General features: G+C 65.6%; 14 protein-coding genes. 4 read left to right on the forward strand and 10 right to left on the reverse strand.

What is annotated here, in order from left to right; all coding sequences use genetic code 11:
- The first annotated feature begins 128 nt into the window (after positions 1 to 128).
- Positions 129 to 1,088 (forward strand): MBL fold metallo-hydrolase, encoded by a 960-nt coding sequence (locus GTP55_RS24330; protein ID WP_161047384.1) that lies wholly within the window; start codon positions 129 to 131, stop codon positions 1,086 to 1,088.
- Here the strand turns inward: GTP55_RS24330 and GTP55_RS24335 are convergent.
- From GTP55_RS24335 to GTP55_RS24380, 10 genes are all read right to left on the reverse strand, one after another.
- Positions 1,070 to 4,039 (reverse strand): sensor histidine kinase, encoded by a 2,970-nt coding sequence (locus GTP55_RS24335; RefSeq protein WP_161047385.1) that lies wholly within the window; start codon positions 4,037 to 4,039, stop codon positions 1,070 to 1,072. The two genes, GTP55_RS24330 and GTP55_RS24335, sit on opposite strands and share 19 nt — an antisense overlap.
- 38 nt (positions 4,040 to 4,077) lie before the next feature.
- Positions 4,078 to 4,764, reverse strand: a complete 687-nt coding sequence (locus tag GTP55_RS24340; RefSeq protein WP_161047386.1) for a YjjG family noncanonical pyrimidine nucleotidase — start codon at positions 4,762 to 4,764, stop codon at positions 4,078 to 4,080.
- Positions 4,761 to 5,105: a zinc ribbon domain-containing protein YjdM gene (locus tag GTP55_RS24345; RefSeq protein ID WP_161047387.1), complete on the reverse strand. Its 345-nt coding sequence runs from the start codon at positions 5,103 to 5,105 to the stop codon at positions 4,761 to 4,763. Before GTP55_RS24345 ends, GTP55_RS24340 begins: the two co-directional genes overlap by 4 nt.
- 35 nt (positions 5,106 to 5,140) lie before the next feature.
- Positions 5,141 to 7,426 (reverse strand): bifunctional serine/threonine-protein kinase/formylglycine-generating enzyme family protein, encoded by a 2,286-nt coding sequence (locus tag GTP55_RS24350; protein ID WP_161047388.1) that lies wholly within the window; start codon positions 7,424 to 7,426, stop codon positions 5,141 to 5,143.
- A 24-nt stretch (positions 7,427 to 7,450) separates the two neighbouring features.
- The gene (locus GTP55_RS24355; protein ID WP_161047389.1) at positions 7,451 to 9,691 is read right to left on the reverse strand and encodes an SPFH domain-containing protein; all 2,241 of its coding nucleotides are present in this window, start codon (positions 9,689 to 9,691) and stop codon (positions 7,451 to 7,453) included.
- Positions 9,692 to 9,780: 89 nt separating this feature from the next.
- Positions 9,781 to 10,800 (reverse strand): hypothetical protein, encoded by a 1,020-nt coding sequence (locus GTP55_RS24360; RefSeq protein WP_161047390.1) that lies wholly within the window; start codon positions 10,798 to 10,800, stop codon positions 9,781 to 9,783.
- Positions 10,797 to 11,993, reverse strand: a complete 1,197-nt coding sequence (locus GTP55_RS24365; RefSeq protein ID WP_229258146.1) for a hypothetical protein — start codon at positions 11,991 to 11,993, stop codon at positions 10,797 to 10,799. Before GTP55_RS24365 ends, GTP55_RS24360 begins: the two co-directional genes overlap by 4 nt.
- Positions 11,994 to 12,578, reverse strand: coding sequence for a hypothetical protein (locus GTP55_RS24370; RefSeq protein WP_308494750.1), 585 nt, complete (start codon positions 12,576 to 12,578; stop codon positions 11,994 to 11,996).
- Positions 12,579 to 12,589: 11 nt separating this feature from the next.
- Positions 12,590 to 13,915 (reverse strand): hypothetical protein, encoded by a 1,326-nt coding sequence (locus GTP55_RS24375; RefSeq protein ID WP_161047392.1) that lies wholly within the window; start codon positions 13,913 to 13,915, stop codon positions 12,590 to 12,592.
- 88 nt (positions 13,916 to 14,003) lie between these two features.
- Positions 14,004 to 17,351: a penicillin-binding transpeptidase domain-containing protein gene (locus GTP55_RS24380; RefSeq protein ID WP_161047393.1), complete on the reverse strand. Its 3,348-nt coding sequence runs from the start codon at positions 17,349 to 17,351 to the stop codon at positions 14,004 to 14,006.
- Positions 17,352 to 17,538: 187 nt separating this feature from the next.
- Here GTP55_RS24380 and GTP55_RS24385 point away from each other — a divergent pair, with 187 nt between their 5' ends.
- From GTP55_RS24385 to GTP55_RS24395, 3 genes are all read left to right on the forward strand, one after another.
- Entirely contained in the window at positions 17,539 to 17,778 is a 240-nt protein-coding gene (locus tag GTP55_RS24385) for a hypothetical protein (protein ID WP_161047394.1), read from the forward strand.
- Between the two features lie 212 nt (positions 17,779 to 17,990).
- Positions 17,991 to 18,740 (forward strand): YXWGXW repeat-containing protein, encoded by a 750-nt coding sequence (locus GTP55_RS24390; RefSeq protein WP_161047395.1) that lies wholly within the window; start codon positions 17,991 to 17,993, stop codon positions 18,738 to 18,740.
- On the forward strand, positions 18,740 to 19,426 hold the full coding sequence (locus tag GTP55_RS24395) for a ribonuclease HI family protein (protein WP_161047396.1): 687 nt from the start codon (positions 18,740 to 18,742) through the stop codon (positions 19,424 to 19,426). The genes GTP55_RS24390 and GTP55_RS24395 overlap by 1 nt, the downstream gene beginning before the upstream one ends.
- The last annotated feature ends 2 nt before the right edge of the window (positions 19,427 to 19,428 follow it).

Genomic DNA, 19,428 nt, shown 5'->3' on the forward strand with positions numbered 1-19,428 from the left:
CTCCGCCGAAAGTACCAGGCGGCCATTCCGAATATTGGCTACAGCATGGCTAAACCTAATACCAGTGGTTGGCCGGCGCCGCACATGATGTAATTGCCAGGTTCTCTACCTAAAAAGAAAGGCACATCATGAACAACGCAGTACTCCGCTCTGCACTGGCAACCGCCACCCTCGCACTGGGATCACTGACCTTCGGCGCGCAGGCCGCCGCACCGCTGTCGAAGATCGCCACGCCGGGCTTTGCCCGCATCATGGTGGGAGACGTCGAAGTCACGCCGCTGAGCGACGGCACCGCCGATCTGCCGATGGTCGACCTGCTGAAGAACGACAAGACCAAGACCCAGGCCGCGCTGGACAAGGCGCACCTGACCACGCCCACCACCACCTCGACCAACGCCTTCCTGGTCAACACCGGCAGCAAGCTGATACTGGTCGATACGGGCAGCGGCGCGCTGTTCGGCCCGACCCTGGGCAAGCTGGCCGACAACCTGAGAGCATCCGGTTACCAGCCGGAGCAAGTCGAGGACATCCTGATCACGCACTTCCACCCGGACCACGTCGGTGGCCTGATGGTCAACGGGAAGATTGCCTTCCCCAACGCCACCGTCCACGCCGACAAGCGCGACGCCGACTATTGGCTCAGCCAGGAAAACATGGCGCGCGCCCCCAAGGATTTCACCGGCTTTTTCCAGGGCGCGATGACGTCGCTCACGCCATACGTCAAGGCCGGCAAATTCAAGCCGTTCGAGCATAACGGCGAAGTGGTGCCCGGCATCGTCTCGCTGTCCAGCTATGGCCACACGCCCGGCCACACCTCGTACATCGTCGAGAGCAAGGGCAAGAAACTGGTCATCCTCGGCGACCTGATTCACGTCGCGGCCGTGCAGTTCGACGCGCCGGCGGTGACCATCGGCTTCGACAGCGATCCGAAACAGGCGTATGCCGCGCGCACCGCGGCGTTCTCCATGATCGCCAAGGAAAACGACCTGGTGGCGGCGGCGCACCTGCAATTCCCCGGCATCGGCTACATCCGCGCCAACGGCAAGAGCTGGACCTGGACCCCGGCCAATTACACCGTGCGTCCCTGAGGATCGGTGAGATACGCCAGGCGGGCCGGAATCGCGATCCGCACCAACGTCTCGCCCGGCCGCGAAATAATGCTGTACTTGCCGCCAACCTGCTCGGCGCGGCGCCGCATGGCGTCCAGTCCCAGATGTCCGGGACGGCCGCCGGCGGCCAGGATCTCGGCCGGAATGCCCACGCCGTCGTCACGCACCTCCAGCACCAGCTCTTTCGCCGCATAGGACAGCGTCAGCGTGACCTGGCTGGCGTGGGCGTGGCGGAGCGCATTGCGCAATGCTTCGCGGCCGACCACATACAGCTCGTCCTTCACCACCAGATGCAGCGCGCGCGAGACGCTCTGCTGCACCACCCGCACCGGCGCCGCAGCGCCTTCGCGCGCCACCAGCGCGTCGAACAGGTCGATCAACTCGTCGTCGCTGCCATGGCGCAGGCTTTGCACCCGCTCGCGCCCCTCGATGATGGCGTTGTTGGCTTGCTCGATCACCTGAGTCAACTTATCCCGCGTTTCAGCCTGCCCCTCGATCTTCTCCACCGCATTTTCCGCATGCAGGATCACGCCGTGCATGGATTGCAGCACCGTGTCATGCAGCTCGATGGCGATGCGTTCGCGCTCGGCTACGCGCACCTGCAATCGTTCGGCCATGCGCCGCGACAGCTGGCGAATGCGATAGTGGTACAGCGCAAACGCCAGCAAGGCCAGCGCCAGCACGCAGCTGATGCGGAACCACAGGCTCTGCGCCAGCGTCGGCTCCACCGTCACCCGCAGGCTGGCCTCGTTGACGCTGGGCGTGCCGTCCTCGTTGAACGCGCGCACACGAAATACGTAGTCGCCGGCGCCAACGTTGGTGTACGAGGTCGAACGGCGGCTGCCGGCGTCCTGCCAGTGCGCGTCGACGCCGTCGAGGCGATACTCGAAGCGCACGCTTTCCGGCGCGCGCAGCAGCGGCGCGGTGAAGTCGATGCGGAAGTGGCCACTGCCGGGCGGCAGCCGCAATGCGCGGTCGGCAGCATAGGTGCGCTGGTCCGTCGTCACGCCCAGAATCGCCGGCTGCGGCGTGCCCCGGTTACGCTGCAACCTGGCGGTATCGAGCTGCACCACGCCACCGGTGGCCAGCAGCCATAGATGGCGGCCGTCCGGACTCATGGCGGTGGGCCAGCGCGATTCGATCACCGCCCGTCCCGGATAACCATCCAGTGCGCCGAACACCTCGTAGCGCAGCGGTTGCGTCGGATCGGCGATGCTGCGCGTCCAGTCCTCGGCGCGCACATGTACCAGGCCGGCGGCGCCATTGAGCCAGCGATCGCCGTCGCGCGTCACCACCAGGCCGGAGATGTTGCGCAGCACGTCCGCATCGGCAGCGCGCCACAGCGTCAGCTTGCCATTCTTGAACACGCCGGTGCCGTCCGAGCCGCTGACGATCGGTTCGCCGCTCAGGAACACACTGGTAGCCATGCCCACCTGATGAATGTCGCTGGTGGTCAGCTTGCCGTCGTCGTAAAACACCAGCGTGCCGTCGCCGGTGGCCAGCCACAATTGGCCAACGCCGGCGGGGCCGGACTGGAAGATCTTGGCCGGCAGCGTGAACGCCGTAGCCGGCAGCCATTTGCCGTCGCGCCAGCCGATCAGGCCGGTCTCCATGGTCGCAGTCCACAGCACCTTGCCGTCATCCAGGATGCCCAGCATGCGGTGGTCGCGCGGCTTGCCGTCCGCGCCGGGCGGCAGCGGGATGATCTCCTTGCGGTCGCTGGTGATGCGCTCAATCGCGCGCTTGTCGCCGATGAAGACGGTGCCGTGGCGGCCATTCGCCACCAGCGTGACCGGCGGCCGCGCCACGGCCTGCGGCCGGCCATTGGCGCTCAGCCGCCACAGGGCGCCGCTGCTGATGTCCGCCGCCCAGATATGGCCCGCGCTGTCGGTGGACAAGCTGTATTTCGCGCCGGCCCCATCCAGGCCGCTGTTCAGCAGCCGGTTGCGCCGGAAGCGGTCGATACCGCTCTCGGTGGCGATCCAGATATTGCCCTCGCGGTCCTCCAGAATATTCTTCGCTTCCCGCCCGGACAACTGCCGGACCTGGCCAACGGTGGCCACCTGGATCACCGCACCGGACTGCAACTCCGCGCCCGGCGGCGCCTTGGGCTGCACGCGGCACACCGGCGCGGCGCAGTCCAGCTGCCATAGCCCGCCATCGCTGTCAAAGACGCCGCCCCAGATACTTTCGGCATACGCGTAGGCTGCGGGCCGCGCGCCGCCTGCCTGGGCGATGAAGCGGATCGTCGCCGCATCGCGCAGCTGCCACAAACGTCCATCCGGCGCAAACAGCAGCTGGCCGCCGCCATCCATGATCTTGACCAGGCGCTCGGCCTTGCGGTCCAGCCGCCATACGCCCGCGTTATTGGTGGCCCACAGATCGCCGCGCTGATCGAGCAACATGCTGATGCCAGGCGCGCCGTTCCACTCGGGGCCATCGGCGACCACGCGCCAGCGCCCGTCCTTGAACTGCTGGATATTGCCGGCGATGACCCACAGGCTGCCATCGTTGTCGATCGTAATGTCGCCGATGCCATTGCGCGCCAACGGTGGCGCCGGGATGGCGTCGACCCGGCCGTCCGGGTGCAGCACCGACAGGCCTTCGGCGAAATAGGTGATGTACAAATCGCCGTTGGGCGCCGCGCGCACCAGGTTGACGCGGTCGCGGTTCAATCCCAGGCGTGGTGGCAGGCGGTAGCGGCTGAAGCGGACGCCGTCAAAACGGTACAGACCATCGGCGGTGCCGAACCACAGCCAGCCATCGGCGGTCTGCGCCATGCTGCCGATCCCCGGCGGCGCGCCGTCGGCGGCAGTCCATTGCGTGTGGCTGTAGTCGGCCAGGTCCGGCCCGATGGTGGGAGTGGCCGCACCGGCCGGCGCGCCCGCTGCGCATAACGCTGCGAACACAATCAACAATAACGAGCGCACGCTTCTCATCGTGAAATCCAGGTCGGGTCGACAGCTGATTATGCCAGCGAACGCAGGATATCGGGGAGATTGTTGACTTCGTAGGTTGGAATCGCTGTCGACGTGTTGGCCAGGCGTTCAGGATTGAACCAGCAGCTGTCGATCCCATAACGGTTGGCGCCGAGGATGTCGGCGTCCAGGCGGTCGCCGATGATGATTGCGTCTTCCTTGGCAAACGGCCGCGCCATGCGCGCCGCATATTCAAAGAAGCGCACATCCGGCTTGGCGTAACCGCAGGCTTCGGAGGTGGCCACGAACGAGATATGCTCGCGCAGCCCGGACTTGGCGATGCGCTGGTTCTGGATCGCTTCCACGCCGTTGGTGATGATGCCCACCTCGCCCATGCCGGCCAGCGTTGCGCACAACTGCAGGGCGCCGTCGATCAGCACCACGGTATCGGACAGCGATTCCAGGTACAGGCGGCTGGCCGCTTCCGGGTCCAGTGCCAGGCCGTTCTCGGCGAAGGTCTTGCGAAAGCGCTCCACCTTGAGAACGTCCTTGGACACGGCGCCGGTTTCAAACGCGCGCCACAGCGCCAGGTTGATCGCCTGGTAGCCGAGGAAAAGCTGCGCGAGATCGCCATCCATGCCCAGCGCCTGCAAGGTGCGCGTGAACGACAGCTGCTCGGACGCCTTGAAGTCCAGCAGCGTGTCATCCAGGTCAAACAGGAACAGCTTGCGCGTCATACCTTGCGCACGAATTCGGTTTTCAGGCTCATGGCGCCGAAGCCATCGATCTTGCAATCGATATCGTGATCGGCATCGACCAGGCGGATGTTCTTGACCTTGGTGCCGACTTTGACGGTGCCGCCGCCGCCCTTCAGCTTCAAGTCCTTGATCACGGTGACGGTGTCGCCGTCCTGCAGCACATTGCCGACCGAGTCGCGATACACGCGTGGGCCATCTTCAGCCGCATCGGCGGCGGCGCCGGCCGGCCACTCGTGCGCGCACTCAGGGCAGACCAGACTGGCGCCGTCTTCGTAGGTATATTCGGAACTGCATTTAGGGCATGGTGGCAAAGCGCTCATGGATAATCCTGACTTTCAAAGTCCGGCAGTATACCTCATGCGAGCTTGCGGGCGACTCTAAAGCCGACAATGTCGTTGGCCAGCACCGCCGAAAATCCATTGCGCACGGCGGAACGCAGATAGCGCGGGTTGTACAGCCACGAGCCGCCGCGCAGCACCCGCCGCACCGGATCGCCGCCTGCTTCCCACGCGCTGCCGTCGGCGGGCGCGCCGGCGTAGTTATCGTGCACCACGTCCTGGGTCCATTCCCATACATTGCCGTGCATGTCGAACAGGCCCCATGGATTGGGCTGGAACGCGCCAACCTTGTTGGTACCCTGGATGTACGCACCGCGTGGGCCGCCGTTGTAGGTGTAGTGACCGTCGTAGTTGGCCTGCTCGGTGCTGATGGTGTCGCCGAAGCTGAAGGCGGTCTTGGTGCCGGCGCGGCAGGCGTACTCCCACTCGGCCTCGGTCGGCAAACGGTACACGTGGCCGGTCTTCTGCGACAGCCAGCGCAGGTACTGCTGCGCATCCATCCAGCTGACGCCCACCACCGGGTGCTCGTCGGATTGCTTGAAGCCTGGATCGCGCCAGTCGGTGTCGGACTGCGACTCCCAGCCGGTGTCCTTGACGAAGCGCCGCCACTGCCCCACCGTCACCGGGAAGCGCGCCAGCGCAAACGAATACTCGATGCCGACCCAGTGCTGCGGCAGTTCGCGGTCCAGCCAGTTCTTCTGCGCGCCGGCCTTGATGGCCAACGCCTGCTCATGTTCGTGAGAGCCCATCTGGAAGCGACCGGTCGGGATCAGCACCAGATCGGGACCGACACCGGTACCGTCCAGGAAGCGGTCGCGCAGCACACCGTTGGCGTCGGCCACCGGCGCACTGGCGGTCATCGCCGCCACCTCCGCCGCATGGCGTTCGGCCTGCTGCTTGCGGTGCCGCTCCTGCTCCTGGCGATACGCCACTTCCGCCTTCAGCTGCGCCACCTTGCGCTGCTGCTCCTCGCGTTCGTCGCGCGCAGCCTTGGCGTCGGCCTCGCGGCGCGCCTGCAACTGCTCACGCAACACCTGCTTGCGGGCCTGCGCTGCGACTTCCGCTTCGGCGCGCTGTTTGGCTTCCAGCGCGCGGCGCTGCTTGTCCACTGCGGCGGCTTCCAGTTCCGCCTTGCGCCGCGCCGCCAGTTCGGCCACCATTGCCTTGCGCTTTTCCTCGGTCTGGCGCGCCAATTCCGCTTGCGCTACTTGTTCTTTCTGGCGCTGCTGTTCGCGTGCCGCCTGTTCGCGCGCGGCTTGCGCGGCTTTTTCGGCCAGCTCCGCCTCGCTCGGGCCTGCGGCGCGGCGCAACTCCGCCAGCAGCGCGTTGACCGATTCCGGACGGCGCTCCTGCAAATACGCAAAGCCTTCCTGCAGCACTTTCCACTGGCGCTCATTCAAGCCGCGCGGCGGCGAGGGGTGGAAGTCGGCCGGACGCATATCGTCAAACGGCATGCGACCTTCCAGCAGCTGGTAGATCATCACCGCCACCGCATACACATCCAGCTTGGGCGCGGGCTGGCGTTGGTGCGTGCCCGCCTCCGGCGCGCGATAGCCGGCGGTGCCGGCGTTCGGCGTCTGCAAACCGAGGCTGCTGCCGGCGCTGCGCGCACGCGAGGCAATGCCGAAGTCCAGCAGCTTGACTTCACCCTTTTTGGTCAGGAAGACGTTGCCCGGCTTGATATCGCGGTGCACCAGCTTGTGTTTGTCCCATGCGTATTGCAGCGCATCGCCAATCGGCGCGAGCAGCTTGTACACCGACTCCAGCGGCAGCGGGCCTTGCTCGGCCAAGTACGCATCCAGATCCTGCCCTTCCAGATACTCCATGATGATGAAGTAGCTGGAGGTGGCGGGATCCTGCGCCCATTCGTACACGCGGACGATATGTTCATGCGCCAGCTTGCGCGCCTGCGTCGCTTCCTCGATCAGCAGTTTTGCGTGGGTGGCGCTTTGCGTCAGCTGCGGCGGGAGGATCTTCAGGGCCACCTGGTCGCTGTGGCCCAATTCCGCATGGGTGGCGAGGTCGGTCGCCAGCCACACCTGGCCCATGCCGCCCATGCCGATCAAGCGCTCCAGCCGGTAGCGGCGGTTCTGCGGGCCGATTTCCTGGCCAGTCATCAGGCCCAGCTCCGTGCCCTGGCGCACCGGCGTCGCTGGCGGCGCAGACGCGCCAACGCCTCCCGGCGGCGCGTATTCCGCATCCAGGATGGCGTTCTTGCGACGGTCGAACTCTTGGAGACTCAACAGACCGTCATCATGTAAGGCCCGCAGTTCGCGGATCTTGTCTCTTGCTGTTTGCATCATTACCCGAACTATACCCGTTCCCTGCTAAACGATAGGCGCGCCGCATTCGGCGCAAAATTTGTCCCGTTCACGGCCCGGCGGCACCACATGGCCGTTGACGCAGCGGTGCACCACTGCTGCAACCGGCGCCGCTGCCTGCGCCACGCCGACGCCCAACTGGCTTTGCGTGCTAAGCGCACTGGCGCTGGCGGCGTTCTGGATATTCAGCAGGTCGACCTGGTGGCTGCGGTCCTTGTCCAATTCCGTATCGCGGTGCGCGCGTTCTTCCAGGACACGTTCATACGCCATCCGTGCCGCTTCCACCGGCGAAACGCCTTGTTCGGCCGCCACCACATGCGACAGCGCCTGGATCTGCTCCGCCGTCATGCCGCCCTGGATTTGCAGCTTCATGATCTGCGCCACCGCCTCCGCATTGGACGGCGCGGCCACGGCGGCCAGCGCCATGTCGCTCAGGCGGCCCATGGTCTCCATGCGGCGGATTTCGTGGTCCTGCTCCGATTGCTGGACCGTCAGCGCCGCTGTGCGCTCCTGCTCAAACTTCTTCAACTCGCGCTGCCATGCGGCTTCGTGATCGCGTTGCTTGATGATCTGGCGCTGCTCTTCCACCGCCAGCTCGTCCAGCATGGCCTGTCTGGCGTTGGCCTGATTCTGGCGCGCGTGCACGCCGTCCGCCTCGATGGTGCGCAGCAGCTTTTCGTACTGGGCGATCGAATCGGCCTGCGCCCCGGAGCGCTTGAGGTCTTCGATCTTCTGATTGATCTCCGCCACCGCCACCGCATTGGATGCATCCTTGACGGCGTCGCCGCGCAGCAGGTCGCGCTGGCGCGCCAATGCCAGCTGGTCTTCCCACTCCTGCACCCGCTCGGCCTCGCGGCGGCGGGCGGCGTGGGCCAGCGTCATGCCCTGGATGCGGGCGGCATGCGCTTCCGCCTCGATTTGCAGCTCATGCGCCTTTTCGTCTTTTTCGCGCTGGCGCAGCGCCGCCAGTTCGCTGCGCTTGTGCGATTCATCCTCGATCAGCAAGGCTTGCGCGATCTGGTTTTCAATCGACTGCTGTTTCAGCTGGTGTGACAGGCGCTGCTGCGCCAACTGGCGCTGCTCGGCGGCGGTCTGCTGCAATACTTCCAGCTCGGTGCGCATGCGGATCTGCGCCAGCTGGCGCACATGATCCCAGTCGGCCTGCTCACCCTGCCGATGGGACTTGTTTTTCGCCAGTTCATGCTCCAGGTCCGCCAGCACGGTACCGGCGCCTTTGTCGAGGGCGACCTTGCGGGTCTTTGAGTCCATCACGCGGCTGTACAGTTCCACTTCGCGCGCGCGCAGGGCTTGTACGCGCTCGGCTTCCTTCAGCGTCAGTTCGGCCTTGCTGACGCTGGCATCCTGACGCAGCTCGGCGCGGCGGAAGTCGGAATGCATTTTCTGCTCTTCGCGCCAGATGGCTTGCCACTCTTCGTCGTTGTAGATCTGGTCCAGCTGCTTGACGTGCTCCAGCTGCACGTGGCGCTCATCCGCCACCAGCCACAGGGTGCCGATGCGTTCGCGGTTATGGTCGAATTTATCGTGACGCAGCGCGGCCGTGTCCACGCCCTCCACCGCCAGGCCGTAAGTGGCCAGCCGCAGTTTGAGCGCGGCTTGCAGCCGTTCGTTCAGTTGCAGGCGCAGGTCGGCGTTGCCGGCCATTTCGCGAATCGAACGGCTGCCCACAAATTCCGCCGCCAGCTGGCGCACGGACGGTTCCAGCAGCTCTTGCAGGTTCTGGGTGCTGACCACGCCCGGCACAGTCATGAAATGTTGGGCAAACGCCGGGACGTTTTCGATGCGGATGGCGACCGTGAAGCGGGCCGAGATCTTCAGGTGTTCGGCAGTATGCAGGTCGGCGAACGAAAACTCTACCGGCAGCGGCAAGGTGCGGGTGATCAGGATTTCGGCGTTCTGGTTGCGCAGCAGGTGGTTCAGGCGGGTGAAGAAGCCTTCGATTTCGTATTCGCCTTGCGGCACTTCGGTGGCTTTGTCGGCCTGCAGGATATAGGCGCGCGTGGTGGCGGGCACCCGCAGCGTCTTGGTGAAGATGCCGGACAGTGTGCTGACGCCGAAATACACGGCCAGTTCATTGTCGCCGGGGATCCAGCGGTTATCGCGCAGCACCGGCACGTTGCGCGGCGCGCCGAGCGTCAGGCCGCACTGCTTGCAGTAGCCCGACTGGTCGTCGTTTTTGTGCTCGCATCGCGGGCATTTCACGCCACCAAAACCAAACATTTGGAACATGCCAGACTCCTTCTACGATTCATCTTCCAGGCTCGCCTGCGATCTTCAGATTTTAGCAGGGCGAACGCGGTTTGCTTCTTGCGCACGGTTTAAATCATGCCAATCTTGTCGATACAGGCCAGGCTTGCGCCTTTTTCTCGCAGGCCGGCCGCAAATCCGGGCGGCAGGTGGTCTTGCCAGTCTTTCGGCAGCAGCACGCGGTCGCCGCTGTTTACTTGATTGAATATTAATTCCAACTTGGATTCGCGGCCGTCCACGGTGTCGACGCGGCCGGCGTGCCAGGCGCTGGAACAGCCGCTGGCGATGATGCGGCCGCGCGGGACGAACTCGCGGCCGCGCGCCAGGCGGTCGGCCATCACCAGCGCCAACTGGTAGGAGCCACCCTGGAAGCGCGGCTGGCCGAAGCGCACCACGCTGCGCCAGCGGCTCAGGCCTTTGCCGTCGAAGTGGCGGGCCGCAGTGAGGGTCTGTTTGACTTCCTGTTGCGCGGTCAGGTCCAGGCCAGGGACGGCGATGCTGTCTTCTTCTGTGGCGGCCGGCGCCTCCAGCGGGAAGACGCTGACTTCGACCCAGCCGAGGGTGTCGTTGATGCCGCCGCTGTGCAGCGGGAACCACGCGCGCACGGTGGAGATGGCGGCCGATGGATCGGCATGGCCAAGCAGCGCCCCCAGATGGGTGATTTGCAGCGTGCCTTCGCCGTCGCCCGGGGCGGTGGTGCGGACGGCGCCGGTGACGCGGCCGGTATGCCATGCGTCCGAGTGTCCTTGTGCGGTAGTGATCATGCCCGGCCTCGCGGGATGCAGGCCGCGCACCATGCGGTCGGCGAGGACGGCGGCCAGTTCCCAGTCGCGTTCCGTGGCGGAGGGCGTGATGTCCATGCTGAGCACCACCTGGTCACGGCTGTCCAGCCGCGGCTCGGTGTGGCGCGCCAGCCGGACAACTTGCTGCATGTGTTCTGCGATGGCCGGCGCGTTGGGCACTGTGCATTTGACATCGGCGCGGTTGGCGCGCGGCCGGCGGCTGGCGGTGATGGTCAATGTGCGGCCGTCTGTCAGCGTGGCGCGGCATTCGGCGTTGGACGGAACGGCGCTGGTGGAGACGGTAGTCATAGCGATGGCTCCATGCGTTCGAGATGCGCTACGCGCCGCAGCGACAGGCCAGTTTCCAGGTTGGTGCAAATGCGGTCTGCTTCATCCAGCAACGGTGGCCATTGTTGCGGGTCCGCCAGTTGAAGGCGGGCTAGCAGGGCCCAGGCTTCGTCCAGCGCAGATTGGGCGATCATGGTCTGGGCGACGCGGCGGGCCTGGCCGGCCATGGAAAGAGGCTGATCCGGCGCAGCCCACGCCAGCGAAGGCATGGTGTTGACGTTGAGCGCGGCCATGCCGAGGCGCAGCAGCACGGCTTGATGCAGCTGGAAGGTCGGCAGGCCTTCGGGCACAGTGAGCAAACGCAGTCCGCTGCTGACGGCCGGCAGTTCGAGAAACAAGCGACGCAACGCCCGCGCATCCTGCTCCGCCGCCAGCGCAGTCGAAGCCGCACCGGGAGACGGAAGGCCGGCGGCATCCGACGTGACGGTGCGCACGGCGGCGGGCGTGGCGGTGTGCAGCGTGGGCTCGATCGCGGCGGGCGTGCTGACGGCTGGCGCGGCGGCGGGGGCGAGCTCTGGCTGCGCGGCTTCTACGCTTCGCGCGGCGATGAGGCGGGCGCGTTCGGCTTCAGCGGCTTGTTGGGCGCGGGTTCGGAGGATGGTGGCGTAGTCGATCTGATCGCCCAGATCCACCGGCAGGCAGTCGTCCACCGTCACGCCGTAGCGCGTGTACATCAACTGATTCAGCCCGGCGCGGAAGGCATGCCATTCTTCCAGCGTAGTACATGGCGGCAGCTCCAGCGCACCTTGCGCCAATTCGGCCTGCAACGCCATTTCAACGGCCGCAGAAAAATCGGCCAACTCCAGCCGCCCCGCCGTCTCGCTATACAAATACAAATCAAACCGCTGCTGCGTCACGCGCGGATTGGCCGCATCCACCACAAACCGCAACCGCAAGCCCCACTCCGGCGCCGATGCAAACGGCACCAGGTCCACCGTATATGGACCAGAATGAAAACAGAACACCGTCTCGCCCTGCTCGCAAGAGACCTTCCCCGCCGCCACACGCCGCGCATGGCCACCCGCATTAAATACCACCACCGTGCTATGCGACGGCGCGACATCCCCTTCGTCGAGCCGAAGCGCGATCAACGTGGCGCCCAACCCACCCGTATCGGCGGAGGACTTGCGGCGGCGGCTGAATAATCCCATCATCTACGGCGCTACCGGTTCGACGGCAAAGCCGGCTCCATAAAGTTGAAAGTGTTCTGCCGGCGCGGTGGCAAACGGCCATGCGCGCTCGCACTCGCCATCCGCATCCAGTCGTCCTTGCAGCACGATCGCACCGCCGCCGTCAATCACCCGCAACTGCGGTTGATCGTTCAGCAGGCGGGCCGCGAACGGCGCTTCGGCCGACAAGCCCAATATCACCTGCCAGCCACCGCCCTGCGGCAGGAAGTGCAACGTCCAATGACCGTCATCGGTCACCAGCGCGTCCAGCGCCTGGGCGGTTGACGCCGCGCGCAGCATGCCGCGACTGCCGCTCCACACCGGATCGTTGGCGGCCTGCGGCGCTTGTGCGGCAGCGGCATAGCGCTCCAGCGATAACTGGCGGAAGCGGCGCAGCGTCAGCGGCGAAGATGACAATGCCTGACGCTCGTTCGGCGTCAACGCGCGCGTGCCGTTCAATGCGGCCAGCAGCGTGGCGTCGGCCAGCATCAGCCGGTCGCCCGGCACGGCGCGTGACAACAGCAGGCGCTCGCGCAGTTGCGCATCCAGATTATCTTGTGCTGAGTTCAAATCATTCTCCTTCATCGCGCCCCCGCTGCCTGCAGCCTGGCGATTGCTTCATTCCGGCGCTTGCGCAGCGTCGGCATCGAAATCTGGTCCAGCGCCGCCAGTTGCTGCAAGGTGGGCAGCTCGCCGGTGGACGGGTCCAGCCAGGCGTCGGGATAGGTGTCATCCGCTACGCCCAGCAGTTTTTGGTACACGGCCAACCGGACCGGCAGCGATTCGTCGCGCAGCATGCGCACCGTCCAGCTGCCGGAATCCTGCGCGGCTCGCGCTACTTCCAGATAGCGGAGGGGCAGGGAAAGCCCGGCGGCGCGCGCTTGTTCGGCGGCCAGTTCGGCGGCGCTGAACGCGGCCTCGCCTTCGCGCGGCTCGTCGGCAGCATCAGCGTCGACCTGCGCGCCCGCGTCGGCCTCCAGCTCCGGCGCCGCCAGAATCTGGTCTTCCTGCGCCGGCTGGCCGCCGGCTTCCGCCTGCTCGGACTCCCCGACCACGCGCCAGTAGTCTTCCAGCCAGAGCGCCGCCTCGCAGGCCTCGCCCTGCCAATCCTCTGCGCGGTCCATATTGGACGACAGCTCCTCATAGTCGCCGATTTCCGCCATCAGCGACGCGATCTTCCCGGGACTGTTCTTCAAGCTCGCGAAGCGCTTGGATTTGGTGTGCAGCGGTCCCGGCGAACCGCCGAACTGCTCCAGCGTCTCGCTCCAGCGGATGATCCATTCGGCCTTGCAGCCGCCAATGGACTTCATCTGCCGCACCTCGATCGGCGTACCGGCCAGCGGACGGCCAAGAATCGCGCCGATCTGCGCAGCGTGCTGCTCCCACGCCGCAAACAGGCCGGCGATCTCGCGATACGCCGTATCCAGCATGCGATATGTGTAGATTTTATTCGGCGAACACGCGCGACCCGTGGTGACGGTGTAGTTGTCCGCATCGACCTTGTCGCGCAAGGTGGCATACATATCATTGACCTTCTTGCGCAGCACGCCCTCGGCGGCGTCGTCGTGCCAGAAAGCGCCAATGCGCGCATGCTCGTTGGCCATGGCGGCGGCAAACGCCGTCCAGTAGGAAGGCTGCGCCTGAAGTTCGTACAGCAGGCCGAGCGACAATTCAACCACACTCTCGCCGTAGCTGTTGCCCTCCGCCTCGCCGCGCGCGGTGCGGGCGCTGGCGCGCAGGCATGCCGATACCGTATCGGTATAGGCGTCGAGCAGCGTCGCATGCTGCCCGGGGTCGAGCACCTGGTGCATCTCAATCTGCCGGAACGCCTGCAACGAGCAGAGTCCCAACAGCTTGCGCACTTGTTCCCAGCCGTGCTCCTGATACCGGGTTCCTGGCAAGCGCATAAATTCCTGTAATGTTGTAAATAGGGTAAATCAAAAGGCTTTTCAAGAATGCCATAAAAACGCGGTTTGCATTATCCCGTTTACAAGGCTATTTCCCCTTCTGTTCACCGTTCTGCGCGGCCAGCGTGGACAGGATGGCCGCCACCACCGGCGCTGCGTGTTCGCCGCCGGTGGCGTCGGAATGGCTGACGAAGGCTGCCATCGCCAAGCGATGCGTCTGTCCGGGCAGGCTGCCCGCTTCCAGCCAACCGGTGAACCATACCGTGGCGGTATCGTCGCCGCTTGGCGCAGTGCCGGTTTTCCCGTACAGGCCGGGACGCACGCTGGCCAGCGCCGCACCACGGAAAGCGCCGGCGCCGGTGCCTACATCCACCACACCTTTCATGCCGGCCTTGATGCGGTCCAGCCGGATGCCCAGTGGCGGCGCGACCGCCATTACACCATCGCGGCCGTCCAGCGACAGCAGCATGCGCGGCGTGACTACCCTGCCCTGTCCTACCGCCGCCGATGCCAGCGCCATTTGTAGCGGCGTGACCTGCATGCGCAAGCCTATCGACATCTGCCGCAGTTCGTGGCGGGTGTGGATCGGATCCATATGCGCCGGCGTCGATTGCAGCGCATCCCAGTTGCGCCAGGTGAAGTCCGCCGGCAGCAGGCCGCCATCGAGACGCTGCGCCCGCTCAAAGCCCAACCGGTGCGCGGCGGCGACGATCGGACGCACCGCATCCAGCGCGTCCGCATCCAGGGCCTGCAGGTCAGGCGCGCCGCCGTCCGGACTGCCGAACAGGCTGCGATCACTCAGCTCTCCGGACCAGGCGAACCAGGTATTCAGGCTGTAGGTCAGCGCCTGCGCCAGTCCCAGACGGCCTTCCTGCGCGCGGCGGTCCAGGCTTTGTTCACGGTAGTTGGTGATGTGGGCAAGACGCGGATTGAGCGGATAGCTGGCGGCGTCGGTCTGGAAGCCGTAGCCGCGTTGCGCCGCCAGGCGGTTGATCGCTTGCAGCGGCATGCCGCCCAGGAGGGTGTCGATTTGCGGATCGTTTTGCGCGGCCAGTTCCAGTCCTAAGGCGCTGACCACCTTGAACGTGGAGCCAGGGCTTTGATGTGCGCCGCCGTCGTGCTGCAAGGCCGGCAGTCGCAGTGGGCTGCGCGCGGGGCTGGTGCGGTCGAAGTCGCGCACCTCGGCCCAGTTGGCGGCACTGACGTTGCCTGCACCTGCGCCGGCTGCGGCGAGGATGTCGCCGGTTTCGGTGTCGAGGATGACGAGACCTGCGTGGCGGCCTTCTGGCGCGGGCTGGCTACCGGCGCAGCGGCCCGACTCCCAGCGTCCGCGATGCATGGCGACGCATTCCAGCACGCGCTGGCTGAGGGCTTGCAGCGGCAAGTCCAGCGTCAGCGTAGCGTCAACCGTACCTTTCGGCGCGGGCAAGCGGGCCAGCATGCCGGCGATGCTGTTGGCGTGTTCGGTGCTGACGCCAAGCAGGGGCGCCAGCCCCGCCTCCACCGCCGCTTCGCTCGGCGCGCCATCGCTCCACAGCATGGTGCCGTTGCGGTCCTGCAGCTGCACCGGCGATGGCGCGCTACTGCGTGCAACCGTGTTGTCGCTTTGCGCGAGTGCTTGCCAGATCAGGCGTCCGTTGGCCACGCGCAGATGACGGTACTTCTGGTCTTCAGGGGTGTTGAAGTCCAGTGGCTGCACGTTCAGCTGGATGCTGCGCACGCCAGCTTGCAGCGTCAGCGTGATTTGCTGGACGTCGTTGTTGCTGGCGCAGGCACGGCCACTGCAAGCTGGCGCGAATTGGGCGTTGGCGCCGGTGACGCCACTCCCTACGCGGCCGGCGACCAGCATGTGCAGGACTTCACCGCCGCTGGCAGCGTGCCGCAGGTTGAGCGCAAGGTGTACTACCGGGCTGCCGCCATTGCCCTCGCCAGCCTGCGGCCAGCGAGCCACGCGCGTCCATGGTTGCCAGCCTTGCGGGAGCGTGGCGAACAGGCGCGAGGCGGCGACCGGCATCTGGCTGGTAGTGGCGATCATGACGGGGGCGTTGCCGTTGGCGGCATTGCCTCTGGCGCTGGCGCTCCACTCAGGCGTGAGGTTGAGCGGTGCCTTGATGCGCCAGGCCAGTAGGCGGCGTTCGCTGTTGTAGATGTCGATTTGCTGGCGGACGTAAGCGCCGTCAGCCTGGTAGTACAAGCGCTTGAAGAGTTTTTGGGTGGCGGCGCCGGATGGTACCTGCTTCCAGTTGCCCAGTTCCGCAGCGCGTTCGGTCGAGGGGGCGGACTGCCATTGCAGCAGGTCGCGCGGAGCGATGTCGATGGTGCCGCTGGCGGTGAGACGGATCAGGCCCTGGGCTTGTAGCGCATCGAACAGCGATTGGTCTTCCAGTTCGCCAGGACCGGCATTGGGCACTTGATACTGGCCGGGTGGGAAGTTGGCGGTGACAGCAGGGCCGTGCGCCGGGAATGCGGTGACCAGCGCGGGGCCGCGGGCAGTTGCGGGCGCCGAAGCGGAGGCGGTGAAGCCGGAAGCCATGCTGGTGCTGCCGGCTGGGCGATACATCTGCACCAGCAGTTCGCCGGCCTGCGGGCACATGGCGTTGGCGCGGCGTTCGATCCGCAAGGCGGCATTGGCGCCCCACAGCAGCCAGCCTTGCTGGCGCAGCCCGACCTGGCCGCTGGCGCCCTGCTCGATCTGGCCGAAGCTGGCGTCGCTGATCCAGCGAGCCTCTCCCCGGCGGGCATGCCAGCTGAGTTTCAGCGGTTCGCTAGCCGGGTCGGTATAGTCGGCGCGGGCGGTACCTTCGATATCAATTTCCGGCATGGCGTCGGTAGCGCTGGCGCGGTCGGCCACCAGCAGCACGTTGCGCAGCGAGATCTGGACATTGGATTCCTCATTGCGCGCGACCCAGCGTTTGACATCGTCGAAGCGGTAGCCCAGACGCAACGGCAGCAGGCGCGGATCGGTCGGACCGCGCATCTGGCTGCACAGGTCCACTCTCACCGGTGGCGCGGCCTGTAGTCCGGAGACGATCAGCAGAGCGCCGCCAGGATGCAGGCTGGCGCTGACACTCGGCTGCTCAGGCACATTGAAGCCGATTCCAGGAAGTACGGCTTGATAGGCATTGGCGGCGCGGATATTGGCCGCCGATTGCGGCGTACTGGCGGTGGACGTAGCCAGGTGGCGCGCATGGCCGGCGATCAGCGCGCCGCCGCCCAGCATGACCACCAGGCCCGCTACCACGATCCATGCCCCGCGCGTCGGGATCACGCGGCGGGTAGTTGGCACCGACGGCGCAGGGGGCGAGGATGGACGATGCGACGATACCAGCTTGACCAACGGCCGTCCGCGCTGGCCGGCGCGCAGGTTCGCGCCGCGGCGGCGCGCGCGGCGACGCTCTTGCCAGGCTTGCAAAATGGTACGGATGAATCGCGGCATAGGCCCCTCACGCTTGTGGACGATATCTGCTGGCACTTAGCAGAGGGGCAAGGAAAAGCGGCCATCGCGCCAAAATGCATTTCGGGCCGCAAAACCTGCGTCCCGTCGCAATCCCGGTGCGGCTTGCAGGGGCTTGGCATACAGTGACTACATCGAAATTCAATTCAACCACCCCAAGGAGAAGATCATGAATGTCCTGAAAAACTTTGAAGCCCTGTTCGTCGTCGTTGCTGCCCTGGCCTGCTCGGCCGCCTACACCTTCGAACACCCAACGGCCGACACCACCGCCACCGCCTCTGCCGCCAACATGCAAGTGGTAGTGGTCAGCGCCAAGCGCCTGACGGCCGAAGAAAAGCTGCAATCGCTGCTGCAGGAACGCGCGGCCACCGTGGCCGCCAACACCACCACCAGCGCGAGCAAAATTTGAGTACGCGTCACCCCTTCGCCTGTCCGCACAGCCGTGCTGCCGCGTAACAGGCGAAGCCCTTCCGGCGCTACTCTGTTCGCCATCGCACAAAGTCTGCACACAGCTTTGTGTCATATGTAAAAAGTTGCATCATCCGGCACACACTCTTGCCGCAGTTGATATAGTTCTTTCCAAGCGCAGTCACAGCGCAAATAACAACGGAGGACTACATCATGATCAAGCCTATTTTTGCCACTGCCATGCTTGCGCTGAGCGCTGCGGCCTTCGCACCATCCATCGCTTCCGCACAAGTCGGCGTGAGCGTCGTGATCGGCAATGCGCCACCTCCAGTACGATATGAAGCCGTGCCGGCACCGCGCCGCGGCTACGTGTGGGCGCCTGGCTACTGGAACTGGGACGGCCACCGACATGCATGGCTGGGCGGCCACTGGGAACGTGAACGCGTCGGCAGCAGCTGGCGTCCAGCGACCTGGATTCGCGATGGCGGCGGTTGGCGCTTCGATCCCGGCGGCTGGTATGTCGTCAGCGGCCCGTCGCGCGTTGACTACATCACCGTTGCACCGCCACCACCACGCTATGAAGTGATCCCGGCGCCGCGTCCAGGCTTTATCTGGTCGCCAGGTTACTGGGACTGGCGCGGCAATCGCCACGAATGGATCGGCGGGAACTGGATCGCTTCGCGTCCGGGCTACGTCTACTCGCAACCGCGCTGGGCCCAGCGTGACGGCCGCTGGTACCGCGAAGAAGCACGCTGGGAACGCGGGCCGAACGGCGACCGCGATCACGACGGCATTCCGAACCGCTACGACCATCACGACGGCCGCAACGACCATCGGGGAGATAACCGCGGACGTGGTGACCGCGACCATGATGGTGTTCCCAACCGCTATGACCGCGACCGCGATGGCGACGGCATCCCTAACCGCTACGATAACCATCCAGACAACCGTCGCCGCGATTGATGAGCGATACGGAGTTTGACAAGCTGGCCACGGCCGCCTTCAAAGGCGAGCGCGTGGCCGCGCGCCGTTTGGCGGCACGCATGCAGTTGAGCGAGGCGCAGGCCTTGTTGCAGGTGCTGACCTTGGCCGCCGGCGCGCTGGGCCTGGCGCATCTTCTCGGTGAGCGCGAAGCCTTGCGCTTGCGCGATGAAGAACGCCGCCATTCCAGGCAGGCGGCCAGCGCGCACAAGCTGGCGATGCGCAAGGCGGGCATGCAGCCTTCTGCGGCGGCGTGGCGCGGCTGGTTTGACGGTTCGGCACATCCGAATCCGGGCCAGATCGGCATTGGCGCCCTGCTCTGCGGGCCGGATGGCCAACGCGTGGAAATCAGCCGCCGCGCGGGATATGGCAATAGCAGCGAAGCGGAATATCTGGCGCTGACGGCGTTGCTGGAAGCAGCGCGCGACCATGGTGCGCATGGGTTGACGGTCTACGGCGACAGCCAGGTTGTGGTCAACGACGTGAATCTCGGCGCAGCACGCGGCGCCAAGGGACTGGAAGAACATCGCACGCGCGTGATCTCGCTGATGGCGGCGCTGGGCGCCGTCCAACTACGCTGGATTCCACGTCACCGCAACGGTGCGGCGGATCAGCTGTCACAACAAGCGATAGCCCGCCGGGATCAGACGCCAGAACTCATCTGGTAAGA

Origin of the sequence: Duganella margarita, assembly GCF_009857535.1 — a bacterium.
Lineage (GTDB): Bacteria > Pseudomonadota > Gammaproteobacteria > Burkholderiales > Burkholderiaceae_D > Rugamonas > Rugamonas margarita.

Bases quoted from the DNA above. Each gene is read 5' to 3' on its own strand.
- GTP55_RS24385 (WP_161047394.1), top strand. From the start codon at position 17,539: ATGAATGTCCTGAAAAACTTTGAAGCCCTGTTCGTCGTCGTTGCTGCC.
- GTP55_RS24330 (WP_161047384.1), top strand. From the start codon at position 129: ATGAACAACGCAGTACTCCGCTCTGCACTGGCAACCGCCACCCTCGCA.
- GTP55_RS24360 (WP_161047390.1), bottom strand. From the start codon at position 10,800: ATGACTACCGTCTCCACCAGCGCCGTTCCGTCCAACGCCGAATGCCGC.
- GTP55_RS24345 (WP_161047387.1), bottom strand. From the start codon at position 5,105: ATGAGCGCTTTGCCACCATGCCCTAAATGCAGTTCCGAATATACCTAC.
- GTP55_RS24355 (WP_161047389.1), bottom strand. From the start codon at position 9,691: ATGTTCCAAATGTTTGGTTTTGGTGGCGTGAAATGCCCGCGATGCGAG.
- GTP55_RS24395 (WP_161047396.1), top strand. From the start codon at position 18,740: ATGAGCGATACGGAGTTTGACAAGCTGGCCACGGCCGCCTTCAAAGGC.
- GTP55_RS24390 (WP_161047395.1), top strand. From the start codon at position 17,991: ATGATCAAGCCTATTTTTGCCACTGCCATGCTTGCGCTGAGCGCTGCG.
- GTP55_RS24375 (WP_161047392.1), bottom strand. From the start codon at position 13,915: ATGCGCTTGCCAGGAACCCGGTATCAGGAGCACGGCTGGGAACAAGTG.
- GTP55_RS24380 (WP_161047393.1), bottom strand. From the start codon at position 17,351: ATGCCGCGATTCATCCGTACCATTTTGCAAGCCTGGCAAGAGCGTCGC.
- GTP55_RS24340 (WP_161047386.1), bottom strand. From the start codon at position 4,764: ATGACGCGCAAGCTGTTCCTGTTTGACCTGGATGACACGCTGCTGGAC.
- GTP55_RS24365 (WP_229258146.1), bottom strand. From the start codon at position 11,993: ATGATGGGATTATTCAGCCGCCGCCGCAAGTCCTCCGCCGATACGGGT.
- GTP55_RS24350 (WP_161047388.1), bottom strand. From the start codon at position 7,426: ATGATGCAAACAGCAAGAGACAAGATCCGCGAACTGCGGGCCTTACAT.